The organism is Streptomyces sp. NPDC007084 (genome assembly GCF_040703595.1).
In the GTDB taxonomy this organism is placed as follows: Bacteria; Actinomycetota; Actinomycetes; order Streptomycetales; family Streptomycetaceae; genus Streptomyces.
The window spans coordinates 22,691-35,753 of record NZ_JBEYFY010000031.1; the positions used below are offsets into that span (position 1 = coordinate 22,691).

Sequence of the window (13,063 nt, forward strand, 5' to 3'; positions counted from 1 at the left end):
GGCGTCCGGCGAAACCACCAAGGAGTTCCCCGTGGCCATCTCGGTCTTCGACCTGTTCTCGATCGGCATCGGCCCGTCCAGCTCCCACACGGTGGGCCCGATGCGCGCCGCCCGGATGTTCGCCCGGCGGCTGCGCAACGAGGAGCTGCTGGCACAGGTCACCTCGATACGCGCCGAGCTGTACGGCTCCCTGGGCGCGACCGGCCACGGCCACGGCACCCCCAAGGCGGTGCTGCTCGGCCTGGAGGGCGCCTCTCCCCGTACGGTCGACGTGGAGGGCGCGGACGAGCGGGTGGAGCGGATCAAGTCGTCCGGGCGGCTCGACCTGCTCGGCGAGCACGAGATCGGCTTCTCCTTCGACGACGACCTGGTGCTGCACCGCCGCAAGGCCCTGCCCTACCACGCGAACGGCATGACGGTCTTCGCCTACGACGCCGCCGGTGAGCTGGTCCTGGAGAAGACGTACTACTCGGTGGGCGGCGGCTTCGTGGTGGACGAGGACGCCGTCGGCGAGGACCGCATCAAGCTGGACGACACCGTTTTGAAGTACCCGTTCCGCACGGGTGACGAGCTGCTGCGGCTGACCCAGGAGACCGGTCTGTCGATCTCCGCGCTGATGCTGGAGAACGAGCGGGCCTGGCGCACCGAGGAGGAGATCCGCGAGGGGCTTCTCGCGATCTGGCGTGTGATGCAGGCGTGCGTGTCGCGCGGCATGTCCCGCGAGGGCATCCTGCCGGGCGGCCTCAAGGTCCGCCGGCGCGCCGCCCACTCGGCCCGCCAGCTCCGCGCCGAGGGCGATCCGCTGGCCCACGCGATGGAGTGGATCACCCTCTACGCGATGGCGGTCAACGAGGAGAACGCGGCGGGCGGCCGGGTGGTGACCGCCCCGACCAACGGCGCGGCCGGCATCATCCCGGCGGTGCTGCACTACTACATCAACTTCGTGCCGGGTGCCGACGAGGAGGGCGTCGTACGGTTCCTGCTCGCGGCCGGTGCCATCGGCATGCTCTTCAAGGAGAACGCGTCCATCTCCGGCGCCGAGGTCGGCTGCCAGGGCGAGGTCGGCTCGGCCTGCTCGATGGCGGCCGGCGCCCTCGCCGAGGTCCTGGGCGGCAGCCCCGAGCAGGTGGAGAACGCCGCCGAGATCGGCATGGAACACAACCTCGGCCTGACCTGCGACCCGGTCGGCGGCCTGGTCCAGATCCCCTGCATCGAGCGCAACGGCATGGCCGCGGTGAAGGCCGTGACGGCGGCGAAGATGGCCATGCGCGGCGACGGCTCCCACAAGGTCTCCCTGGACAAGGTGATCAAGACCATGAAGGAAACGGGCGCCGACATGAGCGTCAAGTACAAGGAGACGGCCCGGGGCGGGCTCGCGGTGAACATCATCGAGTGCTAGACGGACGGACCCTGACCACGGAGTTCGCGCCTTTGCGAACTGCCGGGGTCTGGTCTTCCCGCCCCGCGGACGGGTCCTGCCCGCTCGCACCGCGGAACAGAACCGGCACGTGAGCGCCGGGAGGCCGGTTATCCGGCGCTGGTCACGGCGTGCGCCTCGTGGGACCCGCGCGGGGCGGCGAACACCTCGTGTCCTGCCGAACGGGACGGACCGGAGGCAAGGATGGAGAGCTGGACCCTGACGAGTGCGGCCGAGGGCTCCAGACCGAGATCCCGCGACAAGGCCGTCCGCAGGCGCTGATAGGCGCTGAGCGCCTCGCCACGGCGCCCGGAGCGATACAGGGCGAGCATGAACTGTCCGCACAGGTTCTCGTGGGTGGGGTAGCGGCTGACGAGGGCGGTCAGCTCGGCAAGCAGTTCCCGATGCCGGCCAAGGCGCAGCGTGACGTCGACGCGCTGCTCCAGCACGCCGAGCCGGCTCTCCTCCAGCCGGGCGGCCTGGGGTTCCAGATGGGGTCCCGTGCGGACATCGGCGAGGACCCGGCCGGTCCACAGGGCCAGTGCCTCGCTCAGCCTTCGGACGGCCCGCGGGTAGTCCCCGGCGTCCACGGCCCGGTACCCGGCGCCCGCGAGCCGCTCGAACTCCCGGACGTCGCTGCGCCCTTCACCGGTCCTGAGGAGATAGCCGCCGGGCACGGTCACCAGAATGTCCTTGGCGGAGCGCGGAGCGGCATCGTGTGCCTGCCGCAGAGCCGCGCCGATCAGCTCGCGAAGTTGCAGGACGTAGTTCTGCAGGATGGTGCGGGCCCTGAGCGGCGGAGTGGCACCCCAGAGTTCCTCGATCACCGTGGCGGCCGGGACGGCCTGGTCGGCGTTGAGCGCCAGCAGAGCAAGCACCTGCCGTGGTTTGGGGGCGGTCGGCGTGACCGAGATGCCTTGCTCGCGTACCACCAGTGCGCCGAGTAGATCGATGTCCACGCTGCTTTCCCATCTCTTCGGACAGTCCGTCCAGCGCTCGGCCGAGGCGGCGGGTACGTGGAACCTGGCGGAGCCGGCTTTGGCTCATCCCCACGGGTTGTGCTGCGTGACGTTTCCGGTGTCTCCGCCGGCCGCCGACGCCTCCTGTACCGTGACGGCGGCCGTCGCTCGTGGTGCGCACGCGATCGTCGAGGTGATGACGAGAGGAATCGCGCACGCCACGAGAAGCGACCAGTTTCTGACCATGTTCATGGTTTCACTCTCCCGGAGTCCGGCCTTGCGGCGGCTGTTGAAGACGCCTAGAGCCTGACAGGACGTGCCATCGGGTCACGATCGATGAAAGTGGCCGAAACAATAGGGAGCCGATAGCGCCCCGACCACCTGCGAAAAACGCGCATCATGGCGAGAAACGCTCTGTAGACAAGCTTTCCCGGCCCTGTTGTGAAAAGGCATCACGCCAGGTCATGCGCGTTTCGGCAACGAGGAGTCTCAGCCTCCGGCTGGTTCGTTGACTCGGTCACCGGCGAATCTCTAGAGTTCCCTGAGCTGTGCACGTTCTTGGGGGGAAGCAACGTGGAGCAGAACATGCCCGGGGCTGACAGGAAGATCGGCGTGCCCGAAGTCCGGTTCGGTATCCTCGGCCCTCTTCACGCAAGCGTCGGCCCGACTCCGCTGAAACTCGGCGGCACGCGCCAGCGGATCGTACTCGCCACTCTCCTGCTCAACGCCAACCAGGTCGTGAGTCCGGAACGGCTGATCAGCGCCGTGTACGGACAGACTCCGCCCGCGACGGCGCGCGCCCAGGTCCAGATAACCGTCTCCGGCCTGCGGCGCCTGTTCGACGCCCACGGTGCCGAGGACGTCATCAGCACGCATCCTCACGGCTACCTGGTCCGCGCGGACGGGCAGACCCTTGACGCGCTGCGGTTCGACACGCTCGTCGTAAAGGCGCGCACGCTGCATGACGGAGGGCGGCTGGAGGAGGCGGCGACCACGTACCGTCAGGCACTTGGACTGTGGCGCGGAGCCCCGCTCGAAGGCATTCCCGGCGAGGCGGTCGAGTCCAGCGCCGGCCGGCTCGTCGAGCAGCGCATCACCGCCGCCGAGGAGCACATCCGGCTTGGACTCGCACTTGGCCGGCATCTGACGTTCGTCGGTGAACTCTTCCATCTGGTCGCGCAGTTTCCGCTGCGCGAGCGACTGCGTGGCTTGCTCATGCTGGCTCTCTACCGATCCGGCCGCCAAGCGGAGGCACTCAGCGTCTACCGCGAGGCCCGCAAACTCATGCTGGAGGAACTGGGCGTGGAACCCGACGTCCGGTTGCGGCAGCTCGAGCACTCCATCCTGGTCACGGACCCGCGGCTCGATCTCCCGGACAGCCGCGCGGTGACGGCGGACGGCAGTGCGCCCACCGTTGCCGACGCGCCGGAGATGCTGCCCGCCGCCGTCGCCGACTTCTCGGGGCGGGAGCGCCTGGTCGCCGAAGTCCGCGAACTCCTCGTGTCGTTCCACGGCAGGTCCGCCCTGGCGGTGCCCATCGTGACGCTCGTCGGCAAGCCCGGGGTGGGCAAGACCGCCGTGGCCGTCCATCTCGGCCACGAGGTCGCCGCGGACTTCCCCGACGGCCGGCTCTTCGCGGACCTGCACGGTGGAGGCTCCGCCGCGGTGTCGCCCGCCCAGGTGCTCGAACGTTTCCTGCGCGCACTGGGGGTCAAGGGCACGGCGATTCCCGAGGACATCGAGGAGCGGGCCGAGATGTACCGTGCCCTCCTGGCGAAGCGGCGGGTGCTGGTCGTTCTCGACAATGTCGCCGAGGAGAGCCAGATCAGGCTGCTTCTGCCCGGCAAGCCCTCCTGCGCGGTCATCATCACCAGCCGGGGACACATAGGCGGCCTCGCCGGAGCGGTACGGGTGGACGTCCCGACCTTCGCGCCGAAGGAGTCGGCCTATCTCCTCGGCCGCATACTGGGCACCCAACGTGTCACGGACGAGCAGGAGGCCACGCGGACCCTCGCCGATCTGTGCGGGCACCTCCCGCTGGCGTTGCGTATCGCCGGGGCCCGCCTGGCCGCCCGGCCCCACTGGGCGATAGCCGAGCTGGTGGAACGTCTGGCGGACGAGACCCGCCGGCTGGACGAGCTCGACTACGCGGACGTCGGCATCCGGGCCGGGCTCTCCCTCACCTACGACAGTCTGCGCGAGGACGCCCGGCGTCTGTTCCGGCTGCTGGCCATCCTGGAGGAGGGGCCCTTCTCCCTCTGGGCCGTCATGGCGCTCCTCGACCTTCCCGAGCAGGCGGTGCACGATCTGGTCCACGAGCTGATGGACGCGCAGCTCCTGGACACCGTCGGAGTGGGGACCGGACACCACCGGCAGTACCGGCTCCACAGCCTCATCCGGCTCCTCGCCCGGGAGCGGCTGGCCACCGAGGAGACCACGGAGGCCCGCGAGGCCGCTGTCCGCCGGGTGCTCGGCTGCTTCCTCTTCCTGCTGTCGAAGGCCCGAGAACGCGAGTACGGACAGGACGTACTGATCCGGGGCCGTGACGTGTATCTGTACCCGCTGCCCGACGCCTTGGTGGACCGGATTCTCGCCGATCCTCTCCGGTGGTTCTCCCGAGAGCGCTCCTCGCTGCTCGCCCATGTCCGCCAGGCCTCCATGATGGGGTTCAGCGAGCACTGCTGGGGGCTCGCCGTCACCGCGGTGACGTTCCTGGAGACCCAGGCGTGCCTCGACGACTGGCGCGACACCAGCGAGGCCGCGCTCGCCGCCAGCCGGGGGGCGGGCGATCGCCTGGGAGAGGCGGCGACGCTCCACTCGCTCGGTTCCCTCGCCGTGAACAAGCAGGACTTCGCCCGCGCCGAGACCCACTTACTGGAGTCCGCCACGATCTTCGAGGAGATCGGCGAACAACTCGGGGGCGCCCTCGCCACCCGTGGCCTGGGGTACCTGGCCCGGCTCCGCGGCCGGCACGAGGAGGCCACCGGCCACTACGAGGCGGCGCTCAGGACATTCCGGCAAGGCGGGCAGTCCGTCGCCGTGGCCTACGTACTGCACAATCTCGCGCAGTTGCGGCTCGACAGCGGCGACGACGCCGCGGCCGGTCCGCTCTTGAGCGAGGCGCTGAGGCTGAGCCGGGAGGGCAGTGGCCGGCGTGTCGAGGCCCAGGTGCTGCACCGCCTCGGGCAGACGCATCTGGATCGCGGTGACTGCGGGGCCGCGCTGGAAGCGTTCGAACAGGTGCTGTACATCGTCCACCTCATCGGCGACCACACCGGCGAGGCCTACGCGCTCCACGGCGTCGGCTCCGCCCTGCTGATGGCCGGGGACTCGGAGGGGGCCGCCAGGGCCCTGCGACGTGCTCTCGTGCGGGCGGAGGGCAACGGCGAGCGGCTGATCACCGGCCGGGTTCTGGTGGCACTCGGCGAGCTGGCGCTCGCCACGCATGACGCCCCGGGGGCGGTCGGCCACCTGCGCCGGGCGCTTTCGCTGTTCCGGTCGATGGATGTCCCCGCCGACCAGGCCGAGGCTCTGATCGCCCTGCACGCGGCCCTGCGGAGCGTCGGAGACCTGGAGGCGGCAAAACAGTGCCTGGCCGAGGCGCGGACCCGGGTGCACACCCTGTCCCCGCGGGCCGCCGGACTGCTCCGGTCCCGGCCGGGAGCGCTGCCGCGACCGTGCATGTTAGGTGAAGGCCACGGCGTAGTGGTGCAGCGAGAGGTGTAAGAACACCCGGCACCGTGCCTGCCCGCCGAAGACCCGGAACGTGGTGACGACTTCCGGACAGACGGGGATCATGCCGAGTCCGCAGAAGTACCGGTCGACGTCGAACACCATCTGGTACAGGCCCTGGCTCTCGCCGAGGCCGTCCCAGTCGTCGATCCGGCCGAACTCGTTGGTCGTGCACTCGGCGAGGAGAACCCACTCCTTGGCGACGAGCGTCTCCAGTCTCACCCGCAGGCCGGCGGCACCACGGCCGTGGACGCTCTCAAGTGCTTCCAAGGTCAGGCTCACTGTGATCAGCTCTCTGCTCGTACCGCGCGGGTCCGGAATCTGCCGTGGGCCGGGCAGAGGATCAGCACCCTCGGCGGGCCGGAACTCGCCCGCACCGGCATGCCGGTGCACCGGGTGTGGGAGTCCGGATCGCGGCGACGTGAACAGACCGGTCGAGCGGGCGAAGGTGAACGCCGTCCGCTCCGGGTGGCCGAGGGATCGCGTGGAGGACGGGTGGAGCGCCGGGGCGCTCGCCGTACTCCCTCGACGGCCCGGAACGGACGCCTGGCCCGTCAGAGCCGGGTGGCCGCCGCGTGGGCCACCCGGTCGGCCCCGGCGCGTTCGAGCCGGCGCAGCAGCGGCAGCACACGGGTGTAGAAGATCCGCATCTCGTCGCGCGTCGGCCAGCCGGAGAAGATGAACTCGCTGATCCCGGCCGCCTTGTACGCGTAGAGGTACGCCGCGACCTCCTCGTAACTGCCCACGACGCACAGGGCCGGTCCGCCGCGATAGGCCACGGCACCGGAGTACAGCATGGGGGAGAGCCAGTCGGAGTCCGCTGCCCCGGCCAGCCCGAAGGTGGTGGCCACGGCCACGGAGTCGGACGCGGCCACCGCGTCGGCGATCCGCTTGCGGTGTTCCTCGTCAGGATCGTGCATCAGCTCGGCGAGGTCCGCCAGCGCTTCCGCACGGGTCTCCCTCGCCAGCACGTGCATACGGGTTCCCACCCGGCGGCCCTGTGCCAGCACGGGCTTGGCCGCCGCGGCCAGCCCTTCGGGGGTGTCGCCGTAACGCAGCCAGCAGTCGCCGTACTCCACGGCGGTCTGCTGGGCCACCTCGGAGGCCCCGCTGATGTAGATCTCGGGACGGCCGCCGCCCTTGTAGCCGAGGCCGATGTGCGCGTTCTCGATGCGGTGGTGTCTGCCGTCGTAGGACAGCGGGGTGTCGCCGCGCCAGAACCGGTGGAGGATGTCCAGGAACTCCTTCGAGCGCGCGTAGCGCTCGTCGTGGGCGAGGAAGTCTCCGTAACCCGCCTGCTCGGCCGGGGAGGTGCCGGCGACCAGGTTGAGGGATATCCGTCCGTCGGACATCCACGAGATCGTGTTCACCACCTGGGCGAAGAGCGTCGGCGAGAGCAGTCCGGGACGGTAGGCCAGGAGGAACTTGACGCGTTCGGTCTCGCGAACCAGCGCGCCGAGCACCGGGAGCGGGTCAGGCATGTGGGCGCCGATCCCCATGAGGAGAGAGTCGACGCCCAGGCGGTCCGCCTCCTGGGCGAACTCGACGATCTCGTCGAGGTCGAACTGTCCGGTCCCGTACTTTCCCGTCGCTTTCCGCTGCCCGCTGAGCGGAGAGTTCCAGTGCACTCTGAGCTCGTCTGTCTCCGGGTCCAGCCGGGGTGTCAAGCTACTGACGGCCACGTTCCCACCTTCCGATCGATCGAATTCCGACTGTCCCGCTCCGTCAGGACCCGTGCCGTTCCGCCGAGTTCGACGCGTGGGCCCGGTCCCGCCGTGGCGGTGATGGTGGCGCGTCCGCCCAGGGCGTCGCCCATGTCGACGGCGATGCGGTGAACGCCCCGGCCGGACAGGTGTGCCACGAGAGCGGCCGTGCCGTTGGCGTTGGCGACGTCCTCGCCCACGCCGATCGAGGGGGCGAACATCCGAGCCGCGAGCGCGCCCTGCGGCGAAGGCCGCGAGTGGACGTACGCGCCGATCAGGCCGAACCGGTCGCAGACCGCACGGAGCCTCGCCAGGTCGGGGCGCAGCGTGGCGAGCGCGGCCCGGCTGGGGACCGGTACCAGCGCGCGTTCGCTGCCCACGCCGGCGATCCGGACGTCCGGCCCCGCTTCGTCCGGTGCGAGTCCGAGGGCCTCGAGTACGAGGGTCCGCTCCCCGGCGGCCGGTTCGCGCAGGGAGACGGGTCCGGGGTCGAAGGCCGCGGTGATCAGCTCGCCGTCACGCTCGGCCCGCCCGGCGAAGACGCGCCCCGCCGCCCGCAGGGTCGCCCCGTACGGCGCGACGCCGCCGTGCCGGGCGGCGAGGAAGGCGAGGGCGGCTATGGTGCCGTGCCCGCAGGCGGGCAATTCGCCGCGTGCCGTGAAGAAGCGCAGGTCGGTGATGTCACCGGCAGGACGTATGTACACGGCGTGCGAGGTGCCGAAGGCGGCGGGTATCCGGCGCCGCTCGTCGTCACCCAGCGCCGGGGCGTCCGCGTCGTGCTCCAGCACGACGGCCGTGGGGCTGCCGCCCGTCCCGCCGCGCAGGCAGGCGTGGACGAGGGCCACCCGCGGTGTGCTCACGGAGTGCTCACCTCGACGCCTCGGTGGTGGCGTACCCGGTGCTCGCCGCCGCGGTCGCGGTCTCGTGGGCGCCCTCCTGGAGCTGGAACAGCGAGCCGAAGGGGCGCTCCGCGAGCGGCAGACGCCACGCCCCGGCCTCCACGCGTGCCGTGTCCGAGACGGCGCCGCGCAGCAGCCGCACTCCGGCCTCGTTGTGGCCGGCGTGCGGGCCGAAGTGGATCGGGAAGGCATCCGCCGCCCGATAGGCCGGCAGGAAGGCCCGGCGGTAGCGGTCGGAGCGGTTCGGGGAGGAGTAGTGCAGGAGCAGGCAGTGGATGAAGACCACACTGCCCGCCGGCGCCTCGATGGGTACGGCGAGGGCCGGGTCGGGAGCGTTGGCGCCGGTCACCTTGCCGCGGAAGTGGCCGTCGACGTAGTGGTCGGCGAGGCCTTGCCGGTGGGAACCGGGGACGACCTGGAGGGCGGAGTTCTCGACGGTGGTGTCGTCGAGGTAGACGAGTGCTGTCACCAGGTCGGTGTTGGTGTGGGGGTAGTAGGCGAAGTCCTGGTGCCAGTCGACGACACTGCCCACCTGCGGCGCCTTGAGGTGGAGCTTGCTGTAGTGGAAGAGGATGTCGGGGCCGATGAGCGCCTCGACGTGGTCGAGCAGTCCCGGGTGGGCGGCGGCGCGCTCGAAGGCGGGGTGCTGCTGGGTGGGCGACCAGATCCGGCGGGCCATGCCCTTGTCGCCCGGCTCCACCTCGGCGACGGAGCCGATGTCGGGGACGGCCAGGATCTCGGTGATGGCGTTGCCCAGCTCGGCGACCTCGCTCGGGTCGAAGAGGCGCTCGGCGACCGCGAAGCCGTTCTCCTGGTACTCCTTGGCGAGCGTCGCGCTGACGATTTCGGACATGTGGGTTACTCCCTGCTGGGTGGCAAGAGTGTCAACGGGCGGTGCGGGGACCCCCGGGGGCGGCCCGGCGTGGCCGCCGGCCGCCCCCGGGGGCGCGGAGGCGGCCGGCGGCCTCGCCGACGGGCCCCGCGCTCGGGTCACACCGTGACGGCGGTCTCCGACGAGGGCTTGACGGCGGTGTCCAGGTGCTTGGCGACGGTGTCCGCGTAGATCTCCCGGAAGAACAGCGCGAGGATCTCCTGGACGTCGTCGATGTACTTGAAGACCTGGCGGAAGTCGTCCTCGCTGAAGATGAGCTGGTGGAGGATGTCCCACATCTCCTGCGAGTGGTCCTCGGTGGAGTCGACGTGGAGGTGGGCCGCCTGCCCCTTGACCTTCTCCTTGCCGAGCCGGCTCTGGAGGTTCTCCACGATGGCCGGCTGGAGCTTGATCTGGGTGTACTCCACCAGGTAGTTGGAGACGACCGGGGCGAGGAACGACTCGTGCTCCAGCGCGTAGTAGAAGAAGCCCTCAAGAAGGCGGGTGGAGAGGTAGGGCTCGGTGGCGAGGATCTCCTCCTCGGTGACACCGGCGGCGGCGGCGTCACTGACGTACAGCCTGTCGTGGAGCATCTCGTCGGCCTGGTACTGCGCGTAGTCGCGGGCGGCCCTGGGCGCGACCTGGGCAATCTTGTAGATGGCCTTGGACTGGCTGACCCGCGACAGACGGATGCGCCACACGTGCTCGATGAGGGTGCGGCGGTAGTACGCCTGGTGCAGCTCCGGCTCGGTCAGGTGGGACGCGAAGGGTACGGAGTTCTTCCATTCCTCCATCTTCTTGTCCAGGTAGCGGTCGAGTTCGGCCTTCTTCAGCCGGCTCTGCGCCTCGTTGTAGAACGGCTTCGGGTGCTGGATACCGGTGTTCTGCACGCGGTTCATGCGTACTCCTTCACAAGAGGTCCAGCGGAGGGAATTCCTCGCTGGGGGGGTTCACACGACGGTCGAGTGGAGCGATGTCCCCCGTCCCGCGGGCGGGCCGGGCGGCGGCGCGGTCAGCGGTAGCGGACGTGGAAGTGCTCGGTGGCGTGCCGGTCGAGGAAGTCGATCTCCCCGGCGAGGTCGTCGGCCGACACGTCCCACAGGGCGTCCATCAGGCAGATCCCGCGGTCGGACGACGCGAGTTCGGACCCCTCGGCGACGTGGACGCGCAGGATTCGGGGTGCGCGGTCGGGCGGCTCGAAGCCGATCGCGTCGACCGTGCGCCCCTTCTCCCCGTACTTGCTGAGAAACACGGTCGCCCGGTCGGCCGCGCCGGTGCCCAGGGCCGGAAGCTGGGAGGCGCCGGTGAGCCGGTCGTGGAAGGCGTCCCGCTCGGCGTCGGGCAGCAGCAGGGACTCGGTCCACAGGTCCAGGAGGGAGAGCCCGGTGACGGCCTGGACGCTGTCGTTGATGAGGCTGCCGCCCATCCGGGGGTTGATCTCGATGATCTCCCAGCGCTTCCTGGACTCCCAGTACTTGACCTCGATGTGGAAGGCGCCGGCTGTCAGTCCGTGCTCCGCCAGCGCGGTGAGGCAGCGGGTGACGTGGTCGGCTCCCTCCAGGACGAGTTCGCGTCCCAGGCTGACGGGCGGGCTGACCGACATCCCCTCGAGGGTGGTCCGCTCCAGACGCTCCACGCGGGCCTTCTCGTGGACGCACAGGTGATGGATTCCGCCGTCGAGGACGAAGGTCTCGAAGCTGAACTCCGGGCCGTCGACGTACTCCTCGGCGAGGAAGTCGTACCGGTCCATGAAGATCGCCCTCATGGACGGGTCGGCGCGCATCTGCTGCTGGATCGCGGGCAGGTCGGCCAGGTCGGCGACGTCGTCGAGAACAAAGGTCGCGAACGACGAGGCACCGCGCACCGGTTTGACGAACCAGCGTTTCGACGGGTCGAGCCCGGGAATCCGGCCGGGCGCGAGCCGGTGGACGGCGACCTCGCTCAGCCCCTCCTCGGCGAGGTGGCTCCGCAGGGCGTACTTGTCGAGGCACAGGCGCAGGGCGGACTCGGTGCAGTCGCGCGCGCCGAGCCGCTGGTTGAGGGAGGCCATCAGGAGGCGGTAGCCCTCGAAGGTGGCGAGGGCGGCCTCGATTCGATAGCCGCGGCCGGAGAGTTCGCGCAGGGCCTTGTCGACGTCGCCGGAGCCCAGTTCGGGTTCCTCGGTGACCACACAGTCCGCCAGATGGCGGCGGCTGTCCGCCAGCGCCGACGGCGTCCCCGGCCGGGAGCTGACGGCGACCAGGTCCAGGTCCAGTCCGGCGGCGGCCCGGGCGATGTCCTCCGTGTAGGACTTGCCTTGGTGCATGAGGAGCAGGATCGCTCTCTTCATCAGTGCGTCTCCTCGCGGTTTCCTGGCCGGGCCTTCAACGCCGCCGGGCCGAGCTGCTGCCGGCGCTCTCCTGCTGGTGAGTGCGCAGGATGTCCACGAGCCGGGCGGCGCCGCCCTCGCGGACCGGGTCGACGACCGGCAGTCCGGTCTCGTCCTCCAGCTTCTCGGCCGCCCGGCGGTAGTCCTCCTCGGTGTAGCCGGCGCTGTTCAGGCTGACGGCGGCGACCTTGGCGGGCCGCTCGAAGACCGTGAGTTCCTCGTTCATGCGGATGAGTTCGGGGATCGGGGCGATGGGCGTCTCCCAGACCTTGGTGCGCTCGGCCCCCAGGCGATGGCAGAAGACCAGGGCGTGGGGCAGGGAGCCGTGCAGGATCGCGAGGGCGACGCCACTGAACCCGATGTGGTTGAGGGAGCCCTGGCCCTCGACGACGACCCACTCGTTGCCGGCGGCGGCCTCCATGACGACCTGCTCGACGGCTCCGCCCATGAAGTCGCCGGCCACACCGTCGATCGCGATGCCGTGTCCGGAGATCAGCATGCCGCTCTGGCCCGTGGCGGCGAAGCCGGTGGGGATGCCGCGGCGGTTGGCCTCGTTCCAGACCTGGAGGGCGGCGGTCTTCTTGCCTATGTTGGAGTCGCTGCCGCAGGTGTGGATGACCCAGGTGTCCAGGTCCAGGACGCGGGCCTTGTTGAGCGGCACCGTCGGGGCGTCCTTGGTCTCCCAGACGGTGACTCCCGTCTCCCGCACGGCGCGGGCGATGTCCGGGTCGTCGGCGAGGCGGTAGTGGATCGAGTTGATCACGTGCAGGCCGTGGTGGACCGCCGCGAGGATGTGCGGCTTCCAGCCGGACGGGAGTTCGACGGAGTGCAGGCCCTTGCCGATGATCATGACCTCGGGGTGCAGGTGCAGGGCCTCCTCCACCCGGCTGACGATCGGGATCGAGCCCCCGTAGCCGAGGACGTCCTGGACGCTCTGGCCGGCCCTGCGGCTGTCGATCACCGCGACGCAGCGGTCTCCGCGATAGCGGACCAGCGAAGCGGCGATCTTGCTCGTGAAGAGTCCGAAGCACCCCTCGGCGAACAGCACGAAGTTCTTGTCGGCCAGCTTCGCATGACTCTGATCCACGTCTTCCTCCAGGGACTCGACGGTTCG

11 protein-coding genes are annotated in these 13,063 nt (G+C 70.2%); 3 read left to right on the plus strand and 8 right to left on the minus strand.

Annotated elements, in window-relative coordinates; all coding sequences use genetic code 11:
- The first annotated feature begins 31 nt into the window (after positions 1 to 31).
- A complete protein-coding gene (locus AB0912_RS23365) occupies positions 32 to 1,399 on the plus strand; it encodes an L-serine ammonia-lyase (RefSeq protein WP_366702774.1) in 1,368 nt (455 codons plus the stop codon).
- A 128-nt stretch (positions 1,400 to 1,527) separates the two neighbouring features.
- Here the strand turns inward: AB0912_RS23365 and AB0912_RS23370 are convergent, their stop codons facing one another.
- Positions 1,528 to 2,376 carry an AfsR/SARP family transcriptional regulator gene (locus tag AB0912_RS23370; RefSeq protein WP_366702776.1) on the minus strand — a complete coding sequence of 283 codons (849 nt, stop codon included), beginning with the start codon at positions 2,374 to 2,376 and terminating at the stop codon, positions 1,528 to 1,530.
- Here AB0912_RS23370 and AB0912_RS23375 point away from each other — a divergent pair.
- Entirely contained in the window at positions 2,369 to 2,686 is a 318-nt protein-coding gene (locus AB0912_RS23375) for a hypothetical protein (RefSeq protein ID WP_366702778.1), read from the plus strand. The two genes, AB0912_RS23370 and AB0912_RS23375, sit on opposite strands and share 8 nt — an antisense overlap.
- 275 nt (positions 2,687 to 2,961) lie before the next feature.
- Positions 2,962 to 6,102, plus strand: a complete 3,141-nt coding sequence (locus tag AB0912_RS23380) for a BTAD domain-containing putative transcriptional regulator (protein ID WP_366702780.1) — start codon at positions 2,962 to 2,964, stop codon at positions 6,100 to 6,102.
- Here the strand turns inward: AB0912_RS23380 and AB0912_RS23385 are convergent.
- The 7 genes from AB0912_RS23385 to AB0912_RS23415 form a co-directional block, all read right to left on the minus strand.
- Positions 6,061 to 6,378: a hydroxyisourate hydrolase gene (locus AB0912_RS23385; protein ID WP_366702782.1), complete on the minus strand. Its 318-nt coding sequence runs from the start codon at positions 6,376 to 6,378 to the stop codon at positions 6,061 to 6,063. The two genes, AB0912_RS23380 and AB0912_RS23385, sit on opposite strands and share 42 nt — an antisense overlap.
- Positions 6,379 to 6,662: 284 nt before the next feature.
- Positions 6,663 to 7,790 carry an LLM class flavin-dependent oxidoreductase gene (locus AB0912_RS23390; RefSeq protein WP_366702784.1) on the minus strand — a complete coding sequence of 376 codons (1,128 nt, stop codon included), beginning with the start codon at positions 7,788 to 7,790 and terminating at the stop codon, positions 6,663 to 6,665.
- Positions 7,772 to 8,671, minus strand: a complete 900-nt coding sequence (locus tag AB0912_RS23395; RefSeq protein WP_366702786.1) for a PhzF family phenazine biosynthesis isomerase — start codon at positions 8,669 to 8,671, stop codon at positions 7,772 to 7,774. The genes AB0912_RS23390 and AB0912_RS23395 overlap by 19 nt, the downstream gene beginning before the upstream one ends.
- Before the next feature lie 7 nt (positions 8,672 to 8,678).
- The gene (locus AB0912_RS23400) at positions 8,679 to 9,563 is read right to left on the minus strand and encodes a phytanoyl-CoA dioxygenase family protein (protein WP_366702788.1); all 885 of its coding nucleotides are present in this window, start codon (positions 9,561 to 9,563) and stop codon (positions 8,679 to 8,681) included.
- Positions 9,564 to 9,700: 137 nt separating this feature from the next.
- Positions 9,701 to 10,480, minus strand: coding sequence for an iron-containing redox enzyme family protein (locus tag AB0912_RS23405; RefSeq protein WP_366702791.1), 780 nt, complete (start codon positions 10,478 to 10,480; stop codon positions 9,701 to 9,703).
- Positions 10,481 to 10,593: 113 nt separating this feature from the next.
- The gene (locus AB0912_RS23410) at positions 10,594 to 11,910 is read right to left on the minus strand and encodes an ATP-grasp domain-containing protein (protein WP_366702793.1); all 1,317 of its coding nucleotides are present in this window, start codon (positions 11,908 to 11,910) and stop codon (positions 10,594 to 10,596) included.
- A gap of 34 nt (positions 11,911 to 11,944) precedes the next feature.
- The gene (locus AB0912_RS23415) at positions 11,945 to 13,036 is read right to left on the minus strand and encodes a DUF1611 domain-containing protein (RefSeq protein ID WP_366702795.1); all 1,092 of its coding nucleotides are present in this window, start codon (positions 13,034 to 13,036) and stop codon (positions 11,945 to 11,947) included.
- Positions 13,037 to 13,063: the final 27 nt, after the last annotated feature.